We start from the raw sequence: 21473 nt of genomic DNA on the forward strand, positions 1-21473 counted from the left end.
CCCTGCTAGAGCGGGCACATATGACGCAAGTCACACCACGGCGCGTCGGGCACGCGGTCCGGGACCACGCCCGACGCCCTGACCCGTGCCGACGGGTTCAGCGCCGCACGTACTCCAGGTCGGTGACGCCACGGCCGGCGGCGGTCCCCTTCTTCTCGAAGCTCGTGAGCACCCGCCCGTCGAACCGGGGCGCCACAGCCCCGAGCCCGTGGGCGTTGCGGAAGTCGTCGCTCGCCTCGAGCACCTGGATCATCTGGGCGGCGTACTCGGCCCAGTCGGTCGCGAGCCGCCACGTGCCCCCGGGGCGCAGCACGCGGGCCGCGAGCGCCGCGAAGGCCGGCGTCACGAGGCGACGCTTGTGGTGCCGCGACTTGTGCCAGGGGTCGGGGAAGAACACCCACAGCTCGTCCACCCCGCCGTCCGGCAGCGCGGTGGCGAGCAGCTCCGCGGCGTCGGCCTGCGCGAGCCGCAGGTTGTCGAGCTCGGCGCCCGGTGCGCCGCCGTCGCGCCCGGGGTCGGCGCCCGCGTGCCCGGCGCGCACGATCGTCTGCGCCAGCCCCGGCGTGTAGACCTCGACGGCCAGGTGGTCACGCTCGGGGTGCGCCGCGGCCGAGGCGACGACGCACTCGCCCTGCCCGGACCCGATCTCGAGGACCAGCGGCGCCCGCCGACCGAACACCGCCTCGGGCTCGAACCGCCAGTCCGGGTCGACGGACGTGACCGTGGCGGCGCGCGGGACGTCGACGAGGTAGCGCTGACGCCGGGTCTCCCACGCCCTGCCCTGGCCCGTGGTGAGGCGGGCGCTGCGACGCACGAAGCTCACCGGCTGACGGTGGCGGCGCGCGTCCTCCGGCGCGGCGGCGTCGGGGGTCTGCGGGGTGGTGACGGGGTCTGGCACGCGTCCAGGGTACGGGGACGCGTGCCCGGCTCCCGGCCCGAGGCGCCGCGAGCACCGGAGAACGACGACGTGACCTGCGCGGACGTTCGTCGCCCAGAGTTCGCCCTGGCGACGTCCAGGTGCACCCACGCCGTTCACCGACCGCGGCCACCCTCGGGTCCCGGGCGCCGCGAGGCCGTCGGGCCAGCACCTCCGTCGACGACGCCCCCGGAACTGACTTCCCCGATGACGACACGGAAGGACGGCACGCCGATGCGGCCGAACGAACGCAGGGGACGCCGACGCGCGTCCGCCCTGACCAGAGGCATGACCGCCGGCGCGGTCGCCGCGGCCCTCGCGGTCCCGCTGGCCGCGGCACCCGCCGCGACGGCGCACCCCGCGGCGAGCCCGACGGCGGCTGGGGCCGAACGCGCGGACGACGGCCGGGCGTGGCCCTGGTTCCCCGGCTTCCCCGGCGAGCCCGAGGGACCCGGCGGCCGCGGGGAGACCGCCGGCCCGCCCGTCCTGGTCCCCGCCGACGGAGCCCACCTCGAGGGCTCGGCGACGTTCGCCGCGTCCCCGGTCACCGCCGGCGACCCGGTGACCCGCCTCACCGTCGGCGGTGAGGACGTGCCCGGCCTGGAGACGACGACCGGCACGTCGACGCTGACGTTCGACGTCGGGAGCAACTCCGCCGACGCCGCGTTCGGCAACTACCTCGTCCTCAACGGGCACCGGATCGACCAGGACCGCACGTGGGTCTCGGAGCGGGTACAGGTTCCCGTCCCGAACGAGTGGCTCGCCCGGGGCGCCAACACGCTCGAGATCCACGCCGGCGGCCTCGACTCCTCCTGCGGCGTCAACTTCGACGACTTCGTCGTCTCCGAGGTCACCCTCGAGCTGCTGGGTGAGAGCGCCGAGGACACCGGGACCGCGTTCGGCTACTCCATGGGCGACGGCTCCTGCGGCAGCAACACGTCGTACGTGAAGCAGGCGACGGTGACGTTCGACGTCGCGAGCGCGCCTGGCGCCACCACCGGGCTCTCCGCCGAGGTCGACACCACCGCCCTGGCGAACGGGCGGCACGACGTCGTCGCGACGACCCGTTCGGGCGCGACCACGACGCACGCCGTGCGGGTCAACAACGCCCCGGTCGGCGCGCCGGTCGTGACCCCCGCCGACGGGACCCTGACCCGCGGCACCCAGGTGGTCACGGGCGCGCGCCCCGCGGACGGCGACGGCTCCACCACCTCGCTCACGGTCGACGGCGAGCCGGCCGTCGGCCCGTCGACCCTGGGCGCCGGCGTCTCGGTGCTCTCCTTCGACGTGGGCGCCAACTCGATGGAGAACCGGTACCAGAGCCACCTGCTCGTCAACGGAACCCAGGTCGACATCCGCGGCGAGGGCGGGCACGACCCTGTCTCCGAGCGCGTCGACATCGGCATCCCGAACCGCCTGCTGCACCCGGGCGAGAACACCGTCGAGATCGTCGCGGGCGACATCTCGTCGTCGTGCGGCGCCAACCTCGACGACTTCGCCGTGTCGGACCTCTCCCTCGCCGTCGCCGACGGCACGGTCACGCCGCCCGCGGACCTCCAGGAGTCGTACGCGCTGGGCGACGGGAGCTGCGGCTCGAGCACCACCTCCGCACCGAAGGTCTCCCTGGTCTGGGTGGTGGCGGCCGACGGCACCGGCGTCCTGCCGACGCTGGGCACCGGCGAGGCGTCCCTGTCGTTCGTGGTGGGCTCCAACTCGCTCGACGGCTCCGCGACGAACTTCCTGCGGGTCAACGGCGTCGAGCGCCGGATCGACCAGACGATCGTGGGCGGCCGAGGCACGATCACCTTCCCGAACGAGTGGCTCCTGCCCGGCTGGAACCAGATCGACGTGGTCACCGGCCCGTTCGAGGGCGGGTGCAACCGGGACGACTTCACCATCGCCGAGGCCGTGCTCACGCCCGCCGAGGGCACCGCGCAGCAGCAGAACGTCCAGCCGTCCTACGCGCTGGGCGACGGCACGTGCGGGACCAACATCAACCTGTTCCGGCAGGTGGACCTGCACTTCCTCGTCGACGACGCCCCCGCCCGGGGCCTGCGCGCCGACGTCGACACGACCGACCTGACGGACGGCGAGCACGAGATCGCGGCGACGTCGTCCACGGGCCAGACGGCGACCCGGACCCTGGAGACGGACAACTCCGCGCCCCGGGTGGTGTCGTCGACCCCCGCGGACGGCGCGACGATCACCCGCAGCGTCCCGCTCGCGGTCGAGCTCGACGACGCGAACGGCGTCGTCGGCGGCCCCGACGTCACCCTGGACGGCGAGCCGGTCGAGATCGGCTCGGCCGTCGGGCCGGGACTGGCGGCCGGCGAGCACACCCTCGCGCTCACCACGACGGACTCGCTCGGCAACTCCGCGACGCGCGAGATCGCGTTCACCAGCGCGGGGATCCCCGACGTCCCCGCCGAGCTCGCGCCGGCCGCTGGAACCGAGGACGTCGCCTCGCCGGTCACGCTCTCCGCCCGGGTGGGCGAGCCGGACGGCGGCGGCGTCACCGCCACGTTCGCGCAGGCGGACATCTCGCTGCCTGGCACGGTCCGGCAGGGCACGGCCGACGGGATCCCCACCGAGCTGCGGCCCCGCGGAGCCCGGCCCGCGTCCACGAAGGGCCTGATCCCGGGCGACGGCCGGACGCTCGCGTCCCCGAAGGCCGACGACGTCGCCTATCAGCTGTTCGACGTGCGGGTCGACCGCCGGGAGGAACACCCCGTGGTGCGCTGGAGCGGCACCGCGGACCCCGCTCGCGAGGTCACCCTGCTGGCCTGGGACACCGAGGCGGAAGCCTGGGACGCCCTGGCGTCGTCGCGCGGCTCCGCCGAGGACGACACGACCCTCACCGCCGCCGCCGGGCCGGAGCACCGGGACCGGGGCGTCGTGCACGTCATGGTCACCGCCGCGGACCCGTTCGCCGACGACATGGACCCCGGGGCGGAGGGCTTCGCCGACCCGGCGGACTACGACTTCTCGATCGCGCACATGACGGACACGCAGTACCTGTCCGAGGGTTCGGTGGAGCAGGAGACCGCCGAGGAGAGGGAGATCTGGGAGTCCGCCTACGCGGGCGTCGTCGACTGGATCGCCGCGAACGCCGACGAGCGCAAGATCGAGTTCGTCTCGCACACCGGCGACCTCATCGAGAACAACATCCGCGAGCCGCAGGACGACGCGATGCGCAAGCAGGTGACCGGGGAGTTCGAGGTCTCCTCGCGCCAGCAGGCGAAGATCGACGGCATCCCCAACTCGGCGGTCGCGGGCAACCACGACAACTGGTCGGGGGCCGCGGGCGGCGCCGACGCCTACAACGAGTACTTCGGCCCCGACCGGTACGAGGCGGCGGCGGAGTCCTGGGAGGACGCCGAGTACGGGTCGTGGCGCGAGGGCGACAACTCGAACCACTACGTGCTGTTCTCGGCCGGCGGGCTCGACTTCGTCGCGGTCGGCATGGGTTACGGCGTGACGCGCGAGGAGGCCGAGTGGGCCGACGAGATCTTCGAGCGGTACTCGGACCGCAACGGGATCCTCATGACCCACGCCTACCTCGCCGCGAGCACGCAGTCCGACGGCCGCAACGCGGGCTTCGCCACGCCCGACGGCTCCCCGCTGTTCACGCACGTCGTCGAGCCCAACGACAACGTGTTCCTCGTGCTGGCCGGCCACGTCCACGGCGTGACGACCAACGTCAAGCCGAAGGTCGGCGAGATCTCGGACGGCGTCGTGGAGCTCCTGGCCGACTACCAGGCGTTCACCGTGCCGGCGGAGCGGGTCGGCCTCGGCACGATCGGCGGGTACCACCCCGCCGCGCGGCTGCGGTTCGGCGCGTCGTACTTCCGCCTGCTGCAGTTCGACGTGGACCGCGCCGAGATGAGCGTCGACACCTACTCCCCGTTCCTCGACGACTTCGGGGCCGACGAGTGGGACCCCGAGGCCCGGTACGACTCGACGGCGGACAACATGGTGCTCCCGGTCGACCTGACCACGCGCACCACCTCGCTCGTCACCGACTCGCTCGCCGTCTACGCGCCGACGCGCGTGATCGGCTCCGCGACGGTGGCCTCCGGCGACGTCGCGTCCGTCCGCTGGGACCGGCTGCGGCGCTCGACGGCGTACGCGTGGGTCGTCACCGCGACGAGCACCGGCGGCGGCGTGACCGCGGCCGAGCCGTCCGTCTTCACGACGGCCGGCGGCCGGCCGTGGCCGGGAGGCACCGCGACGGTGCCCGGGTCCCGGGTACCGGCCGGCCTCGAGGGCTGACGGCCGGCGTCCGACCACCGCCCACCTGCACCACGGCCGGGTCCCCGGGGAGCCCTCCCCGGGGACCCGGCCCCACACCCTCCGGACGGATCGACCTGTGAACCCCGACCGCACGACCGCTCACGCCCCGCGGGCGACCTCGTTCGCCCGCCGGGCGGCCCTCGCCCTCGCGGCCCTGGCCGCCGTCGCCTGGCCCGCCGGCCCCGCGGCAGCCCACGACGCGACCACCGACGCGTACGCCGACGTCACCGCCGCCCGGGGCGCCGACGTCCGCGTCGAGCTCGACGTCGAGTACGACCTGCTCATGAAGTCCGCCTGGCTCACCGCCGAGGCCTACGAGGCGACCGGCGCGGAGGCGCAGACCGCGCAGCTCGCCGAGAACGCCGCCGCCGTCACCCGGTACGTCACCGAGCGGTTCGGCGTCGCGGCGGGCGAGCGGCACTGCGCCCCGGCGCCCGTCGGTGACGCACGCGTGCACGAACGGGCCGGCGCCACCTACGCGACGCTCACCCTCGACTACGCCTGCGACGCCGGGGGCACCGGCGGCGACGTCACGCACACCGTGTTCAGCGCGCTGTTCCCGGACGTCGAGACGTTCGTCCACTCGACGGAGACGGTCGTCACCTACGACCTCGACGGCGAGCAGGGGTCGGTCGTCCTCACCCCGGCGGAGCCGACGTTCACGACCGGCGACGGCGGCACGGCGGCGCGGCTCGGCGAGTTCTTCGTCCTCGGCGCCGAGCACCTGCTGCTGGGGCCCGACCACGTCCTCTTCCTGCTCGCGCTCGTCGTGGCGTCGCGCCGGCTGCGCGACGTCGTGCTGGTGGCGACGACGTTCACCGTGGCCCACTCGGTGACGTTCCTGCTCGCCGCCACGGGCGTGGTGAGCGTCCCCGGCGCGGTCGTCGAGCCGATCATCGCCGCGTCGATCACCGCGGTCGCCCTCGGAAGCCTGTGGGCGCTGCGCGACGACCCGACCGCGGCGCTCGAGACGTCGGTCGAGCCCCGGGGGCGCTGGTTCGAGCTGAGCCGCACCGAGGCGGCGCGCCTCGCCGTCGTGTTCGCGTTCGGGCTGGTGCACGGCCTCGGCTTCGCGGGCGCGCTCGGCCTCGACGAGCCGTGGTCGTGGAGCCTGCTCGCGTCGCTGCTCGTGTTCAACCTCGGCATCGAGGTCGTGCAGCTCGCGATCATCGCCGTCGTCTTCCCGCTGCTGACCGCGCTGCGCCGCCGCGCGCCCCGCGCGGCGCGCTGGGTCACCGGCATGGTCGCTGCCGCCGTGGCCGTCGTCGGTCTCGTCTGGTTCGTCCAGCGGGTGCTGGGGCTCGGCTGACGGCGTTCAGGCGCTGCGCTCGATGAGCGCGACCAGCGCCTGCCCGTACGCCTCGGCGGGATCCGAGGCGGCGAACGTGCGCCGGTCGCCGAGCAGGTCGACGTCGACCTCGTAGCCGTCCGACGCGGAGCGCAGCGCGCGGAACGAGTGCCGCAGGAGCTCGCGCAGCTGGTCCTCCCGGGGCAGCCACAGCGTGTCCTCGACGGGCACGGAGTCGAGCGCCCACTCGGTGGTGCCGTTGAAGCCCAGGATGGTGCCGGTCGGGAAGTCGTGCGCCTCGATGGTCATCGTGCTCACGGTGAAGACGTCGGCCGACAGCTCCGGGGAGTCGATGCGGAACCGGTCGCCGTCGGCCGGGTGCCACACCAGGCCCGCGTCGCGCAGCCTCGCCGCCAGCTCGGTGGAGATCATCGGTTCATCGTGCCGCGGCCGCCGGGGCGACGCACGGGCGGACGTACCGGACCCCCACACACGACGAAGCCCCGGCCGGAGACCCGGTCGGGGCTTGCGCGGTGCGCCATCAGGGACTCGAACCCCGAACCCGCTGATTAAGAGTCAGCTGCTCTGCCAATTGAGCTAATGGCGCGCGATCGCGAGGGTACCAGGGCGCGGCCTCGGGTGCCCCTCACGCCACGAGACCCCCGTCGAAGGGGGCCTCGTGCTGGTGCGCCATCAGGGACTCGAACCCCGAACCCGCTGATTAAGAGTCAGCTGCTCTGCCAATTGAGCTAATGGCGCCGGCGGGGTGAAACATTACCAGCCACGCGCGGCCGGCCGGTAACCGGGGGACGCCCACGGGCCTGTGACCTGCACGACAGCCGTCCTCGCCCGCGCCCGGGTCAGCGGAACGCCTGGTGGCCGGTGAGGTACCGGCCGAGGATCAGCGTGTGCACCTCGTCGGTGCCCTCGTAGGTGCGCACCGACTCGAGGTTGGCCGCGTGCCGCATCGGCGAGTGCTCGAGCGTCACGCCGTCGCCGCCCAGGATCGTGCGCGCGGTCCGGGCGACCTCGATCGCGGAGCGGACGTTGGCCAGCTTCCCGGCGGAGACCATGTGCGGCTCGAGGCGGCCGGTGTCCTTGAGCCGGCCGAGCCGCAGCGCGAGCAGCTGCGCGCGGGCGACCTCCAGCGCCATGTCGACCAGCTTCGCCTGGGTGAGCTGGAACGCGGCGATCGGGCGACCGAACTGGACCCGCCCGGCCGCGTGACCGAGCGCCGCCTCCAGGCAGTCCCGCGCGGCGCCGGCCGCGCCCCAGGCGATGCCGTACCGCGCCTCGGCGAGGCACGCGAACGGCCCCGCCAGGCCGGGGTGATGCGGCAGGATCGCGTCCGCGGGCACGCGAACGCCGTCGAGCTCGACGTCGCACTGCACGGACGCGCGCAGGGACAGCTTGGGCTCGATGGGCGTCGCCGTGAAGCCCGGCGTGCTCGTGGGGACGAGGAACCCCCGCACCCGCACGCCCTCGCCGTCGTCTGCCTTCGCCCAGATCACGGCGACGTCGGCGATCGAAGCCAGGCCGATCCACCGCTTCGCGCCCTCGATCACCCACTCGTCGCCGACGAGCGTGGCCGTGGTCCGCATCGACGCCGGGTCCGACCCGGCCGTCGGCTCGGTCAGCGCGAAGCAGCCGATCACCTCGCCCGCCGCCATGCCGGGGAGCCAGCGCTCCTTCTGCGCGTCCGAGCCGTGCTTCGCGATCGCCGTCATCGCCAGCGACCCCTGCACGGAGACGAAGGTCCGGATCCCGGAGTCGCCCGCCTCGAGCTCCGCCATCGCGAGGCCGTACTCGACGGCGGAGGCGCCCGCGCAGCCGTAACCGCGCAGGTGCATGCCGAGCAGACCCGCCTCGGCGAGCCGCGGCACGAGGTCGCGCGGGAACACGCCGTCCGCGAACCAGCGCGCGACGTGCGGGCGCACGTGCTCGTCGACGAGACCCCGGACCCGGTCTCGCGTCCGGCGCTCCGCCGCGGTGAGGTCGGCGTCGAGGGCGAGCAGGTCGGTGGGGCTCGCCGGGCCGCTCGCGGCCCAGGAAGCGGCGTCGTCGCCGGTCATGGGCCCACGGTAGGGCCGGGCACGGCGGCGGGCACGGTGACGTGCCGTCAGAGATAGAGGCCGGTGGCGCCGGGCTCCTGCGTGGTCTCGGCGACGCCGTGCACGTCGCGTTCGCGCAGCAGCACGTAGTCCGTCCCGCCGAGGTCGACCTCGGCGCGGTCCTCGGGGTCGTACAGGACGCGGTCGCCGACGGCGACCTGCCGCACGTGCTCCCCCTTGGCGACGACGGCGGCCCATGCGAGCCGCTTGGGCCCCGACGCCGTGGCGGGGATGACGAGGCCGGCGGTCGACTGCCGCTCGGCGGAGTCCACCTCAGGCTCCACGAGGAGCCGGTCGTGGAGCATACGGATCGGCAGGGGCGCGTCGGGCGAGGAGGCGCCGGGCGGAGTGCCGGACGCGGCCTGGCCGGTGGCGGGTGCTGCGGGTGTCACGGGTCCACGCTAGACGACGCGGCGGTCTAGGCTCGACGCCGGCACCGGACGCCGCGCCGCGCCCGTCGCCCTGGCCCCACCTTCCGCACCCGAGGAGCGCACCCGTGACCCGTCTCGCCGTCGGCGACACCGCCCCCGACCTCTCGCTCGACGCCGTCCTGCCCGACCCCGCCGGCGCCGGGTCGACGACCGGGCGGTTCTCGCTCGCCGAGGCTCTCGCCGCCCCGGGCCGCAAGGGCGTCGTCGTGTACTTCTACCCGGCGGCGATGACCCCCGGGTGCACCACCGAGGCGTGCGACTTCCGCGACTCCCTCGCCGCGCTGCAGGGCGCCGGGTACGGCGTCGTCGGCGTCTCCCCCGACGCCGTGAGCAAGCTCACGACGTTCGCCGAGCGCGACGCGCTGACGTTCCCCCTCGTCTCCGACCCGGAGCACGCAGCGCTCGAGGCCTGGGGCGCCTGGGGCGAGAAGAAGAACTACGGCAAGACGTACGTGGGCGTGATCCGCTCGACCGTCGTCGTCGGCCCGGACGGCACGGTCGCCGTCGCGCAGTACAACGTCAAGGCGACCGGGCACGTCGCGCGCCTGCGCAAGACGCTGGGGCTCGACTAGCGACGCCGAGATCGTCGCGCACGACAGCAGGGGTACCGGAGACGGGAGTCGAACCCGCACGCCCTGAGGGCACGGCGATCTAAACGCCGCATGTCTGCCTGTTCCATCACTCCGGCTGGCGGGCGCCAGTCTAGCCAGACCGCGTCCTCGTCGGCCCTCGTGGCGCACCCAGGGCGCGAAGGCTCCGGCCCGGTTGTCCGGAATGTCGCCGCTCGCGTGGCCGACACGCAGGACGGCCGCCCCGGGCGTCCCGGGGCGGCCGTCGTGCGCGGTGCGGATCCGCGCGGCGATCAGGCCTGCGGGGCTCCGTCGTTCGCGGCGGCGATCTGCGCGCGGACCTCGTCCATGTCGAGGCCCTTGACGGCGTCGACGACCTGCTTCAGCGCCGGGCCCGGCAGCGCGCCGGCCTGGTTGAACACGAGCACGCCCTCGCGGAACGCCATCAGCGTCGGGATGGCCGTCACGCCGGCGGCCCCGGCGATGCGCTGGTGCGCCTCGGTGTCGATCTTCGCGTGCACGACGTCGGCGTTCTCCTCGGACGAGCGCTCGAACACCGGCGCGAACTGCTTGCACGGGCCGCACCACTCCGCCCAGAAGTCGACCAGGACGATGTCGTTGTCGGTGACGGTCTTCTCGAACGTCTCGTCGGTGAGCTCGACGGTGGCCATGGGTTTCCTTCCGTAGGGGTCTGAGTGGCACAGCACGTCCGGGGGCCGCGGTATTCCCTCGCGGGCGCCCCGCCTGCTCCCGGGCTGGTAGAAACGACGTGTGACGGACACGGCCGAGTTCCCTGGCGACGACGAGTACTTCCCCGACCCCCCGCCGCAGGCGGGGTGGCTCACGTCGGAGGACCTCGCCGTCGTGCGGGCCCAGCTCCCCCTGGTCTACGTGGACGCCGTCCCGGTGCGCGTCGACGACTCCGGGGACGTCGTGGCCGTGGGCCTGCTGCTTCGCGTCACACCGCTGGGCACGATGACGCGGGCGCTGGTCTCGGGGCGCGTGCTGTTCCACGAGCGCGTGCGCGACGCCCTGCTGCGGCACATCGAGAAGGACCTCGGACCGGTCGCGCTCCCCCAGGTGCCGTCGTCGCCGCAGCCGTTCACCGTCGCCGAGTACTTCCCCACGCCCGGCATCACTCCGTACCACGACCCCCGCCAGCACGCGGTGTCCCTGGCGTACGTCGTGCCGGTCACGGGCGACTGCCGGCCGCAGCAGGACGCGCTCGACCTCGCGTGGCTGACGCCGGAGGACGCCTGCAGCGACACCGTGCAGGCCGAGATGATCCACGGCCAGGGCACGCTCGTGAAGCAGGCGATGGCCTGGGTCGGCCGCCTGAGCTAGACGTCGGTCCCCGGCCAGCGAGTGAGCATCCCCGGGGGCAGCCAGGAACGCTGGTCCCGACCGTCCACCATCACGAGAGCGAGGCGAACCGGGTGACCCGCCGAGTACCCCGCCTCGTCCTCGGCTGGACGCTGCTCGCGCTGGGCGTGGCCGCGCTGGTCCTGCCGGGACCCGGGCTCCTCCTGCTCGCGGCCGGACTCGTGGTGCTCTCCCACCAGTACGCGTGGGCCGAACGACGGGTCGGGCCCGTGGAAGCCAAGGCGCACGACCTGGCGAGAAGCAGCGTGCGGAACCGGTGGACCATCACGGCGAGCCTGGTGCTGGCGCTCGGGCTGATGGCGCTCGGCGTCGTCTGGGGCCTCTGGCCACCGCCGCCCGGCTGGTGGCCGTTCGGAGACCGGTGGTGGTTGCCGGGCGGTTGGGCCACCGGGTCGAGCCTCATCGGCTCGGGCCTGGTCGCGATCGGCCTCCTCGTCTACAGCTACCGACGGTTCCACGGCGACGGCGGTGACCGCGCCGGACGCGAGGAGCGCGGCGCGGACCGTCGGGCGTCCGGCGCGGACTCGTAGCCCGGGGTTCGGCCGGTCTCTCGTACTGCGTCGGCGCATTCGGGTTGTCGTCGGGGACCTGCAGGCTCGGGCGATCAGCCGAGCTCGAGCACCGGCCAGTCCGCGAGGTCGGCCCGCATGCGGCGGTCGTGCGTCGCGACGACGACGGCGGCCGGCGTGACGACCAGCGCCCGCGTCAGCTCGTCGACGAGGTCGACGGACAGGTGGTTCGTCGGCTCGTCCAGGACGAGCAGGTGCGGGGCGTGCAGCAGCGCCCGGGCGAGCTCGAACCGGCGGCGCTGCCCGGCGGACAGCTCGGCGAGCCGCCGCTCGAGGTCCTCCTCGCTCAGCAGGCCGAGGGCCGCCACGGGCACCAGGTGCTCCGGGTCGAGCTCGCCGCGCTCCAGCAGCTCGAGCGCCTCGGCGGCGTAGGCGTCGAACCCCGAGCGGGCGGGGTCCTGCCCGACGACCGCCGCGGTACGCGACTCCTGCGTCACGACGCCCAGCCGCGCGCCCGCCACCAGGGACCGCGTGCCGCGGTCGAGCGGCACCCGACCCGCGAGCGCCTCGAGGAACGTCGACTTGCCCGCCCCGTTGGGCCCGACGACGAGCAGGCGGCCGGACGGCGGCACGGCCACCCGCGTGCCGGGCAGGTCGAGCCGCACCCCGCCGTCCGCGGCGACGACCTTCGGCGAGCGCAGCTCGACCAGCGGGTCTGCCGGGTCCCAGCCCGGCGACATCGCGGGCAGGTCGGGGAAGGTGAGCGCGAGCGGCGGGACCGGCACGTCGACCGCCTCGGCCTCCAGCCTGGTCACCAGCCGGTCCGCCGCCTTGACGTGGATGCGGGCGCGGGTCGCGCGGCGGTGCTTCTGCGAGCCCTTCGGCGGGCGCCACTCGTCGGACAGCCCCTCGTAGGAGGCGTCGAGGCGCTCGGCCAGGAGCCGCGCCCGCTGCCGCTCCGCGCGGTAGCGCTGCCGCCACCGGTGCAGCGCCTGGTTCTTGGCGAACCGGTAGGCGAGATAGCCGGGCTGCCCGTAGAGCACCGGCTTGCCGTCCATCGACGGGTCGAGGTCGAGGATGGCGGTCGCGGCGTCGTCGAGCAGCTCCCGGTCGTGCGTGACGAGCACGACCCCGCCGCGCCACGCGACGAGCTCGCCGGTGAGGAACTCGATGGCGCCGTCGTCCAGGTGGTTGGTGGGCTCGTCGAGGAGCAGCAGGTCGGCGCGCTCGGCGAGGCGGCACGCGAGCCGCACCCGGTACCGCTGGCCCACCGACAGGGTGTCGAGCCGGCGGGCCGGGTCGCGCACGGCGCCCAGGCGGGACAGGGCGACGTCGACTCGACGGTCGGCGTCCCAGACGGCCAGGTGCTCGGCGCGGGCGAGGAGGTCGGACAGCTCGGCCAGGTCGCCCGCCTCGTGGTCGAAGGCGGCCGCGGCGGCGTCGAGCTCGGCCGCCACCTCGCGCAGCCCGGCGAGGGTGCCGCGCACGAGATCCCCGACGGTGGCGCCGCCGGGGACGTCGAGCTCCTGCTCCACGAGCGCCACCGTCCCGGCGCGCCGCACCTCGCCCGACGACGGCGCGAGCCGGCCGGCGAGGAGCCCGAGCAGCGTCGACTTGCCCGAGCCGTTCTCCCCCACGACCCCGAGCCGCGCGCCGTCGGACACGCGCAGGTCGAGCCCCGACAGGACGGGCCGCCCCGGGTAGGCGAAGGCGAGGTCGGAGGCGACGAGATGCACCCGACAACCCTACGGGCCGCGCCCGACGGTGCTCGGTGGCCGCCCGGCGGGGACCTCCCGCGCGGGCGCTGACGGACTAGTGATCGATGTGACCGCGGATCTCACCGGCCGGGAAGCCCGTCGTGTGGACGTTCACGTAGGTCGACTCTGCCCGAACGGCGTCCACGAGGGCATCGAAGTCGCCGACCGCCAGGCCCTGCCCTGCGGGCCCGATCACGTCCGCCGGGACGATGGTGCCGCGGACGGTGCCTTCCGCCGGGCACGCCTGCGTCCCCGCCGGACCGTTGCCCAGGTTGGTGCACAGGAACACCGCGATGCCGCCCGACTGCGACGGCGAGCCGAAGTGGATGTGAGCCTGCGTCACGGTGGTCTCCGTGTCGGCGAAGCTCAGGGTCCACCTGATCTCCTCGTCCCTGGTGTCGATGCGTGCCTCGAACCGCCCGTTCCCGGCCGTCGAGAGCGACAGTGGGGTCTCCTCGTATCCGCTCAGCCGTTCCGAGACCCGGTTGGGACTTCCCCTGCCGTTGTCGGCCGAGGCGAAAGTCCCCAACGACGCTGCGACCGCGAGTCCGGTGACGACGGCGGCAGCAGCCTTGACGCGCCTGCGTTCCACGAGCTCTCTCCTTCCAAGAGGCTCTGCCGGACGCGGGCACGAAGGGATAGCGCACCCGCCATCCGCACCCCTCAGGTCTACGTCGTCCGGCGCGGGCACGCAACGACGGCGCGGAGCTCCCCTACGGCCCGGCCCGGCTCCCGCGCGGGAGGCGTCCGAGCGGGGCGCCACGGGCCGCCGCCGTTAGGGTGTCGGCATGACTTCCCCTGCTTCCCAGGCCGTGGTGCGCGCCGACGGCCGCACTCCCGACCAGCTCCGTCCCGTGACGATCACCCGCGGCTGGACCGAGAACGCCGAGGGCTCCGTGCTGGTGGAGTTCGGCAAGACCCGGGTGCTGTGCACCGCCTCCTTCACCGCGGGCGTGCCGCGCTGGAAGAAGGGCTCCGGCGAGGGGTGGGTGACCGCGGAGTACGCGATGCTCCCCCGCGCGACGAACGAGCGCAGCCAGCGCGAGTCGGTCAAGGGCAAGATCGGCGGGCGCACGCACGAGATCTCGCGGCTGATCGGCCGCGCCCTGCGTGCCGTCGTCGACGTCGGCGCGCTCGGCGAGAACACGATCGTGCTCGACTGCGACGTGCTGCAGGCCGACGGCGGCACCCGCACCGCGGCGATCACCGGCGCCTACGTCGCGCTGGCCGACGCCGTCGCGTGGGGCCGGCGGCACGGGCACGTCACGGGTGGCAAGCAGGTGCTCACCGGCTCGGTCGCGGCGGTGAGCGTCGGGATCATCGACGGGACGCCGATGCTCGACCTGCCCTACGTCGAGGACGTGCGGGCCGAGACGGACATGAACGTCGTGACGACCGGCTCCGGCACGTTCGTCGAGGTGCAGGGCACCGCCGAGCACGCGCCGTTCGATCGCGCGGAGCTCGACGCCCTGCTCGACCTGGCGGTCTCCGGCACGGCGGAGCTGACCCGCCTCCAGTCCGAGGCGCTCGCCCGCGACGTCGCCCCGTGAACGACGTCGTCGTGCCCGCCGGCGCCCGCCTCGTGCTGGCGACGCACAACCGCAAGAAGCTCGTCGAGCTGCGCGCCATCCTGCGCGCGCAGCCGGGCCTGGACGCGCTGCCGGACGACGCCGTCGTCACCGCGGCCGACCTGGGCGTACCCGAGCCGGTCGAGGACGGCGTGTCGTTCGTCGAGAACGCGCTGATCAAGGCGCGAGCGCTGGCGGCGGCGACCGGGCTGCCGGCCGTCGCCGACGACTCGGGGCTCAGCGTGGACGTGCTCGGCGGCGCGCCCGGTATCTTCTCGGCGCGCTGGGCGGGCCGGCACGGCGACGACGTCGCCAACCTCGAGCTGCTGCTCACCCAGCTCGGCGACGTGCGCGACGAGCACCGTGGCGCGGCGTTCGTGTGCGCGGCCGCCCTCGTGACGCCGGACGGCCGCGAGGAGGTCTGCCTCGGCGAGATGCCGGGAACCCTGGCGCGCGCCCCGCGCGGCGAGCACGGCTTCGGCTACGACCCGATCCACGTGCCGGCCGAGCAGGCGCCCGCGCCCGACGGGTCGGCCGGCACGCGCACGTCGGCCGAGCTGTCGCCCGACGAGAAGAACGCCATCAGCCACCGTGGCAAGGCGTTCCGCACCCTGGCCCCCGCCATCGCCGCCACGCTCTGAGGCCGCGCTCGCCCGGACCGGGCGAGGCGGGCGCTGCGAGCACCGACGGCCCTCACCCGCCGGCCACGTATCACCCCGTGGCCGGCGGGGCTCACCACAGTCATGAGAGCGATGTCAGGGGCACCGGCCCCGGTCGCCACGGCCCGCAACGCCGCCGCGACCTATCACTACCTCCGCGTGGCCATCATCGGGATGACGGCCATGCTCGTCGTCGCCGTCCTCCTCGAGGACGCCGACCCCGCGAGCGGCGTCCGGCTGGGCTCCATCAGCGCCTCCTGGTACACGCCGGCGCAGAGCATCTTCGTGGCGGTCCTCGTCGGCACCGGCGCCGCGATGATCGCGATCCGCGGACGAGGCATGCAGGAACCGCTGCTCAACCTCGCCGGCTTCCTCGCCCCCGTGGTCGCTTTCGTCCCCACGCCCGAGCCGGTACGCGAGACCTGCTTCGCGCAGGCGCAGCCGCCGACGCTCGACGCTCAGCAGCCGCCGATCAGCGGCGGCCCGTGGGACGCCCAGGCCTGCGCCGAGTGGACCGACCAGGTCTCCAGCTCTCTCGTCGCCTACTTCTGGGTGGGCTCCGTCGCCCTCGTGCTCCTGCTGCTGTTCGTCCTGCGCCGGGACCGCGACCCCGAGCTCGTGCCCACGGCGGCCGGGGGCTCGTGGCTGCGGCGGCTCGGCCGCCGGTTCGCCGACACGGGGTTCCGGCAGCCGTCGAGGAACGAGGAGGTCGTCGGGACGCTCGTCGTCGTGCTCGTCTGGGTCGCCGGGCTCCTGGCCTATCTCCTGCGGCACGACTGGTTCCTGCTGCACGCGCACGCGCTCGCCGCGATCATGGTCTTCGCGCCGATGGCGCTCGTGGCGCTGACCAGCGGCCTCGTCGGCCTGTGGCGCCGGCCGGACGCGTCGCGGCCGCACCCGGTCTGGGGGATCGCCTACCTCGCGGTCGCGGTCCTCATGATCGTCGGGGTGGTCGCGACGGCCGGGTTCAAGCTCTTCGGCTGGGTGACGGACGAGTCCCGCTGGTTCTACTGGTTCGAGCTCGCCATCGTCCTCGGCTTCCTCCTGTTCTGGACGTTCCAGACCGTCGAGGAGCGGGGAGCCTCAGTGGGCCGCGCGGCGGGCGGCGAGGGACGCGAGGGCGCGCCAGCCGAGCATGGTCACGCCGAGGAAGACGGCGGTGACGACGCCGAAGCTCGGCTCGAACCCGCCGCCGATCAGCGGGCGGAGCAGCAGGCCTAGCGCGACGGTGGCGAACCAGACCGCCACGCCCGTCGGCCAGAGCCTGGCCGGGGCGCGCCAGGCGCGGGCGGCGAGCCAGCCCACGGCGAGCCCCACGACGAACGGCAGGCCCACGCGCGCAACGTGACCGAGGTCGCCCGACGTCGCGTGGCTGATCGTGCCCACGACGGTGAACACGAGGACGCACACCAGGTCGCACACGACCGCCGGCCACACGGCACGGCGGGGCGGGGAGGCGGTCGGGGTGGCGCCGGCCGGCGCGGGCTCGTTCACGGGGGCGAGGCTACCGGTCACAGGACGTGCACCTCGTCCGGCGCCGCCACCGCCACGGGGCCGTCGTAGACGGCGCGGGCCTCGGCCGGCGGGACCTGGGGGTCGCTCCACGAGGCGATGTGCGTCAGCAGCAGGCGGCGAGCGCCGGCGGCGGCTGCCGCCTTCCCCGCGCGCCGGCCGGTGAGGTGGATGCCCGCCTCGACTCGGTCGTCCCGGCCCTCCTGGAACGCGGCCTCGCACAGGAACAGGTCGGCCCCCGCCGCCCCCGCGACCAGGCCGTCGCACAGGTCGGTGTCGCCCGAGTAGACGAGCGTCGCGCGCTCCCCCGGCCGCACCGCCGACGGGCCGGTCACCCGGATCCCGTACGCCTCCACCGGGTGGAAGACGCGGAACGGCTCGAGCTCGAGCGGCCCCACGCGCACCCGGGCGCCCGGCTCCCAGGAGCGGAAGTCGAACTCGCTCGCCATCGACTCGTCCGGGGCGAGTCCGTACATCGCGCCGGCCCGCTCGGCCGTCGTCGTCGGGCCGTACACGGGCAGGTGACGGGCGACGCCGGTGCGCACCGCGCCGCGGGCGGGGTGGTACCGCAGGTAGACGTAAAGGCCCGACAGGTCGGCGCAGTGGTCGGGGTGCAGGTGCGACAGCGCGACGGCGTCCAGCGCCAGCGGGTCGACGTGCCGCTGCAGCGCCCCGAGCCCACCGTTGCCGAGGTCGAGGACGACGTTCCAGTCGCGCGCGTCGTCGCCGGTCGCGCCGGCGGCCACGGCCTCCGCCGCGGACACCTGCACGAGGTAGGTGGACGCGGGCGACGCCGGGCCGGGGAACGACCCGGCCACCCCGACGGTCACGAGTCTCATGCGGCCTCCACCAGCGACACCTCCGGCCCGAGGAACCGCCGCGCGAGCTGCTGGAACGGCTCCGGCGTGCCGGTAGCGAGGAACCGGTGCACGGGGGCCGGGGCGTCGGTCGCGCGCTCCAGCCCGTGGGACACGAGGTTGCGGTACACGTCCTTGGCGGTCTCCTCCGCGCTCGAGACGAGCGTGACGTCCTCACCCATCACGTACGAGACGACGCCGGACAGCAGCGGGTAGTGCGTGCAACCGAGCACGAGCGCGTCCACGCCCGCCGCCTTCACCGGGTCGAGGTAGCGGTGCGCGACCTCGAGCACCTCGGGCCCCGACGTGAGCCCCTGCTCGACCAGCGGCACGAACTCCGGGCACGCCTGGGTGGTGATCTCCAGCCCGGGCGTGACGTGGAACGCGTCGTCGTAGGCCTTGGAGTCGACGGTGGCCTTCGTGCCGATGACGCCGATCCGCCCGGTCTTCGACGTGAGGACGGCACGGCGGGCCGCGGGCCGGATCACCTCGACCACCGGGATGCCGCGCCGCACCGTGTACCGCTCGCGGGCGTCGGGCAGCGCGACCGCCGTCGCGGAGTTGCAGGCGATGACGAGCATCTTCACCCCGTCGTCGACCAGCCGGTCCATGACGTCGAGCGCCATCGCGCGCACCGCCGCGAGCGGCTTCGGCCCGTAGGGGCTGTTGGCCGTGTCACCGATGTACAGCAGCTGTTCGTGCGGGAGCTGGTCGAGGATCGAGCGTGCGACGGTCAGCCCGCCGACGCCGCTGTCGAAGATCCCGATGGGGGCGTCGTTCACGGCTGGAAGCCTAGTCGCGGCAGGTCGTCATGACCCCTGCGAGTGAGCGGGGACACGGCGTGGCGCCCACCACACCGGCAGCGCGCCGGCCGGCCCGTCGCCTAGCGGCCGCGGCCGCGGGGGCCGCCGTGCCGGCCGGCGCGCAGGTCGGCGAGCATCTCCTCCATCAGCGTCTCCTGCGCGAAGCCCGCCGCGACGAAGACTCCGCCCCAGTACCTGCGCTCCTCGCCGCTCAGGCCGGGCTCGTCGTCCGGCTCGTCGTCGGGCTCGTCGTCGGCCAGGACGCCGCTGAGCACCTGGTCGTGCAGCTCCTCGACGTCGGCGTCCTGCTCGAGGCCGAGGCGCTCGGCGAGCACCAGCCGCAGGTCGGTGAGCGCACCCGCGAACGCCTGCGCGTCCTCGCGCGGCACGAGCACCTCGCCGGAGCCGTCGTCGGTCCCGGCGGCGCTCCCGGGGTCGGGGTCCAGCGCGCCGGCGAACGACTCGAGCCGCGCGGCCTTGCCCGCGGCGAGGTCGGTCTGCGTGAGGTGGCGGAACTCCGCCGCGACGTCCTCGTCCTCGCGGTGCGCGTCGGGCAGCAGCCGCCGGACGGCCGGGTCCTCGGGCATCCGCGCGACCCCCGTGAACGCGACGCCATCGCCCACCTCCACGTCCGGGCCGATACCGGAGTCGAGCCGCACCAGCTCCGCGACGTCGCGGGCGACGCGCGCCAGCACCTCGCGCTCCAGCGGCTCCCAGCGGGCGACGTAACCGGCGGGCGCCGAGCGGAACGGCGTCATGCCGGCGCCCCGCCCACGTCGCCGCCCACGCCACCGTCGGAGTCGCCGGAGGAGCGCATCGTCGCCCACAGCCCGAAGGCGTGCATCGCCTGGACGTCCACCTCCATGCGCTCGCGCGGCCCGGAGGACACCACCGCCCGGCCGTCGTGGTGCACCTGCAGCATCAGCCGCTCCGCCTTCGTCTGCGGGTAGCCGAAGTAGCTCTCGAACACGTAGCTGACGTACGACATCAGGTTGACCGGGTCGTTCCACACGATCGTGACCCAGGGGTCGGCGAGGCCCGCGAGCGCGTCCGCGACCACCTGCTCCTCGACGTCGGTGGCCGTCAGCGTCGCTGCTCCCGTCACCGTCGGCGTCGCCGTCGGTGCTGCCGTCCGCATCCCGTCCACCGTCCCAGCGTAGGCGGACGCGCGACGAGGTCGTCGGTCGTCCGCCAGCTGAGCCTCGTCCTGCTGGATCCTCCCCGGCGACCTACCGTGTCCCCATGATCGACGCGTACCGGGGCAGCGCGGCCCCGACGTCCGGTGGCTCGGGTGCGCCCGACGCCCTGCCCGACTCCCTGCCTGCCGCGCCGCTGCCGACCGTGCGCCCGTCGGTCGCGCTCCTCACGGACCGCTACGAGCTCACCATGCTCCAGGCCGCCCTCGCCGACGGCACCGCGCACCGGCACTGCGTGTTCGAGGTCTTCACGCGCCGGCTGCCCGCCGGGCGGCGGTACGGCGTCCTGGCCGGCACCGGCCGGGTCCTGGAAGCGCTCCCGCACTTCCGCTTCCGGGACGCCGAGCTGGACTACCTGGAGCGCACGGGCGTCGTCGACGACCGCACCCTCGACTTCCTGCGCGGCTACCGCTTCACGGGCACGATCCTCGGGTACGCGGAGGGCGAGATCTTCTTCCCCGGCTCCCCGGTGCTGCAGGTCGAGGGCACGTTCGCCGAGGCCGTGCTGCTGGAGACGCTCGTGCTGTCGATCCTCAACTACGACTCCGCGGTGGCGTCCGCCGCGTCCCGGATGACCAGCGCCGCCGTCGACCGGCCGTGCCTGGAGATGGGCTCTCGGCGCGCCCACGAGCAGGCGGCGGTCGCCGCCGCGCGGGCGGCCGTGGTCGGGGGGTTCGCCGGGTCGTCGAACCTCGAGGCCGGCCTGCGGTACGGCATCGACACCATCGGCACCGCGGCGCACGCCTTCACCCTGCTGCACGACGACGAGCCGTCCGCGTTCGCGTCGCAGGTCGCGTCGCTCGGGCCCGGGACCACGCTGCTCGTCGACACGTACGACGTGCGCCGCGGCGTCGAGCACGCCGTCGCGGCCGCGGGGACCGGCCTCGGCGCGGTGCGGCTCGACTCGGGCGACCTGGGCGGGCTCGCGGTCGAGGTCCGGCGTCAGCTCGACGACCTCGGCGCCACCGGGACCAAGATCGTCGTCACGTCCGACCTGGACGAGCACGCCATCGCGGGCCTCGCGGCCATGCCGGTCGACGTCTACGGCGTCGGGACCTCGCTGGTCACCGGCTCCGGCGCGCCCACGTGCGGCATGGTCTACAAACTGGTCGCGCGGGCGGACTCGTCGGGGGTGCTGCAGCCCGTCGCGAAGGCGTCCGCGAACAAGCACAGCCACGGCGGCCGCAAGGCCGCGGCCCGGCGGTACGACGCCGACGGCCGCGCCGTCGAGGAGGTGGTCGTGGGCGGGCCGGACGACCGTGTGGTCGCCTGGGCCCCCGGCCAGGCCGTCGACGAGGCGGCCGGCGACGGCGTCCCGGCCGATCCGGACGGCGAGCGCGGCGACCTGCGCCCCCTGCTCGTGCCGCTCGTGGTCGACGGCGCCGTGGACTCCCGCTGGGTCGGCGCCTACGGGGTGCAGAACGCGGCGCGGCACCACCTCCAGGCCCGCGCCGAGCTGCCCCGCGGGGCGCGGCGGCTGTCGGTGGGCGACCCGGCGATCCCCACCGTCGACCTCACGCTCGGCTGAGGCGGAGGTGCAGCGCAGGGTGGGGGCCGAGGAACGAGGCACCCGCCAGCAGCGGAACCGCAGACTCAGCCGACGACAGCTCGGCTGAGCTGT

Annotated in this window: 20 protein-coding genes and 3 tRNA genes; 8 read left to right on the top strand and 15 right to left on the bottom strand. The window is 74.5% G+C overall.

Annotation, left to right across the window (positions count from 1 at the left end; all coding sequences use genetic code 11):
• Nucleotides 1-97: 97 nt before the first annotated feature.
• Complete coding sequence (gene trmB, locus ABD254_RS02415) at nt 98-898, bottom strand: tRNA (guanosine(46)-N7)-methyltransferase TrmB (RefSeq protein WP_344245308.1); 801 nt, start codon at nt 896-898, stop codon at nt 98-100.
• A 306-nt stretch (nt 899-1204) separates the two neighbouring features.
• On the opposite strand from trmB, the gene ABD254_RS02420 reads away from it, so the two are divergent.
• Both ABD254_RS02420 and ABD254_RS02425 read left to right on the top strand, forming a co-directional pair.
• A complete protein-coding gene (locus ABD254_RS02420) occupies nt 1205-5188 on the top strand; it encodes a metallophosphoesterase (RefSeq protein WP_344245310.1) in 3984 nt (1327 codons plus the stop codon).
• 97 nt (nt 5189-5285) lie between these two features.
• Nucleotides 5286-6518 carry a HupE/UreJ family protein gene (locus ABD254_RS02425; RefSeq protein WP_344245312.1) on the top strand — a complete coding sequence of 411 codons (1233 nt, stop codon included), beginning with the start codon at nt 5286-5288 and terminating at the stop codon, nt 6516-6518.
• Nucleotides 6519-6524: 6 nt separating this feature from the next.
• Here ABD254_RS02425 and ABD254_RS02430 read toward each other — a convergent pair whose 3' ends face one another.
• The 5 genes from ABD254_RS02430 to ABD254_RS02450 all read right to left on the bottom strand — a co-directional run bounded on the left by ABD254_RS02430 (nt 6525) and on the right by ABD254_RS02450 (nt 8913).
• Nucleotides 6525-6929, bottom strand: coding sequence for a pilus assembly protein CpaE (locus ABD254_RS02430; RefSeq protein WP_344245314.1), 405 nt, complete (start codon nt 6927-6929; stop codon nt 6525-6527).
• 102 nt (nt 6930-7031) lie between these two features.
• A tRNA-Lys gene (locus ABD254_RS02435) sits at nt 7032-7104 on the bottom strand.
• Between the two features lie 76 nt (nt 7105-7180).
• Nucleotides 7181-7256 (bottom strand) — tRNA-Lys (locus tag ABD254_RS02440).
• A gap of 101 nt (nt 7257-7357) precedes the next feature.
• The gene (locus tag ABD254_RS02445; RefSeq protein WP_344245316.1) at nt 7358-8569 is read right to left on the bottom strand and encodes an acyl-CoA dehydrogenase family protein; all 1212 of its coding nucleotides are present in this window, start codon (nt 8567-8569) and stop codon (nt 7358-7360) included.
• 47 nt (nt 8570-8616) lie between these two features.
• The gene (locus ABD254_RS02450; protein WP_188523778.1) at nt 8617-8913 is read right to left on the bottom strand and encodes a GroES family chaperonin; all 297 of its coding nucleotides are present in this window, start codon (nt 8911-8913) and stop codon (nt 8617-8619) included.
• A 191-nt stretch (nt 8914-9104) separates the two neighbouring features.
• Here ABD254_RS02450 and ABD254_RS02455 point away from each other — a divergent pair, with 191 nt between their 5' ends.
• Nucleotides 9105-9611 carry a peroxiredoxin gene (locus tag ABD254_RS02455; RefSeq protein ID WP_344245318.1) on the top strand — a complete coding sequence of 169 codons (507 nt, stop codon included), beginning with the start codon at nt 9105-9107 and terminating at the stop codon, nt 9609-9611.
• 33 nt (nt 9612-9644) lie between these two features.
• Here ABD254_RS02455 and ABD254_RS02460 read toward each other — a convergent pair.
• Nucleotides 9645-9727, bottom strand: a tRNA-Leu gene (locus ABD254_RS02460).
• A gap of 174 nt (nt 9728-9901) precedes the next feature.
• Entirely contained in the window at nt 9902-10279 is a 378-nt protein-coding gene (gene trxA, locus ABD254_RS02465) for a thioredoxin (RefSeq protein WP_344245320.1), read from the bottom strand.
• Nucleotides 10280-10379: 100 nt separating this feature from the next.
• Between trxA and ABD254_RS02470 the strand changes: the two genes are divergently transcribed.
• Together ABD254_RS02470 and ABD254_RS02475 are read left to right on the top strand one after the other, a co-directional pair.
• The gene (locus tag ABD254_RS02470; RefSeq protein ID WP_344245322.1) at nt 10380-10952 is read left to right on the top strand and encodes an NUDIX hydrolase family protein; all 573 of its coding nucleotides are present in this window, start codon (nt 10380-10382) and stop codon (nt 10950-10952) included.
• A 92-nt stretch (nt 10953-11044) separates the two neighbouring features.
• A complete protein-coding gene (locus tag ABD254_RS02475) occupies nt 11045-11521 on the top strand; it encodes a PGPGW domain-containing protein (protein WP_344245324.1) in 477 nt (158 codons plus the stop codon).
• A 74-nt stretch (nt 11522-11595) separates the two neighbouring features.
• Here the strand turns inward: ABD254_RS02475 and ABD254_RS02480 are convergent, their stop codons facing one another.
• Both ABD254_RS02480 and ABD254_RS02485 read right to left on the bottom strand, forming a co-directional pair.
• Nucleotides 11596-13236: an ATP-binding cassette domain-containing protein gene (locus tag ABD254_RS02480; protein ID WP_344245326.1), complete on the bottom strand. Its 1641-nt coding sequence runs from the start codon at nt 13234-13236 to the stop codon at nt 11596-11598.
• Between the two features lie 76 nt (nt 13237-13312).
• Nucleotides 13313-13849, bottom strand: coding sequence for a CHRD domain-containing protein (locus tag ABD254_RS02485; RefSeq protein WP_344245329.1), 537 nt, complete (start codon nt 13847-13849; stop codon nt 13313-13315).
• Nucleotides 13850-14045: 196 nt separating this feature from the next.
• Between ABD254_RS02485 and rph the strand changes: the two genes are divergently transcribed.
• Together rph and rdgB are read left to right on the top strand one after the other, a co-directional pair.
• A complete protein-coding gene (rph, locus tag ABD254_RS02490) occupies nt 14046-14807 on the top strand; it encodes a ribonuclease PH (RefSeq protein WP_344245331.1) in 762 nt (253 codons plus the stop codon).
• Complete coding sequence (rdgB, locus tag ABD254_RS02495; RefSeq protein ID WP_344245333.1) at nt 14804-15466, top strand: RdgB/HAM1 family non-canonical purine NTP pyrophosphatase; 663 nt, start codon at nt 14804-14806, stop codon at nt 15464-15466. The genes rph and rdgB overlap by 4 nt, the downstream gene beginning before the upstream one ends.
• A 1101-nt stretch (nt 15467-16567) precedes the next feature.
• On the opposite strand, the gene ABD254_RS02500 is transcribed toward rdgB, so the two are convergent.
• From ABD254_RS02500 to clpS, 5 genes are all read right to left on the bottom strand, one after another.
• Nucleotides 16568-16978, bottom strand: coding sequence for a DUF3054 domain-containing protein (locus ABD254_RS02500; RefSeq protein WP_344245335.1), 411 nt, complete (start codon nt 16976-16978; stop codon nt 16568-16570).
• A 17-nt stretch (nt 16979-16995) separates the two neighbouring features.
• On the bottom strand, nt 16996-17835 hold the full coding sequence (locus ABD254_RS02505) for an MBL fold metallo-hydrolase (RefSeq protein ID WP_344245337.1): 840 nt from the start codon (nt 17833-17835) through the stop codon (nt 16996-16998).
• Entirely contained in the window at nt 17832-18635 is an 804-nt protein-coding gene (gene murI / locus ABD254_RS02510) for a glutamate racemase (RefSeq protein WP_344245339.1), read from the bottom strand. Before murI ends, ABD254_RS02505 begins: the two co-directional genes overlap by 4 nt.
• A gap of 101 nt (nt 18636-18736) precedes the next feature.
• Nucleotides 18737-19414, bottom strand: coding sequence for a DUF2017 family protein (locus tag ABD254_RS02515; protein ID WP_344245341.1), 678 nt, complete (start codon nt 19412-19414; stop codon nt 18737-18739).
• Nucleotides 19411-19794, bottom strand: coding sequence for an ATP-dependent Clp protease adapter ClpS (gene clpS, locus ABD254_RS02520; protein WP_344248468.1), 384 nt, complete (start codon nt 19792-19794; stop codon nt 19411-19413). The genes ABD254_RS02515 and clpS overlap by 4 nt, the downstream gene beginning before the upstream one ends.
• 104 nt (nt 19795-19898) lie before the next feature.
• Here clpS and ABD254_RS02525 point away from each other — a divergent pair, with 104 nt between their 5' ends.
• Nucleotides 19899-21380 carry a nicotinate phosphoribosyltransferase gene (locus ABD254_RS02525; protein WP_344245343.1) on the top strand — a complete coding sequence of 494 codons (1482 nt, stop codon included), beginning with the start codon at nt 19899-19901 and terminating at the stop codon, nt 21378-21380.
• The last annotated feature ends 93 nt before the right edge of the window (nt 21381-21473 follow it).

Origin of the sequence: Isoptericola hypogeus, from assembly GCF_039531145.1 — a bacterium.
GTDB classification, from domain to species: domain Bacteria; phylum Actinomycetota; class Actinomycetes; order Actinomycetales; family Cellulomonadaceae; genus Isoptericola; species Isoptericola hypogeus.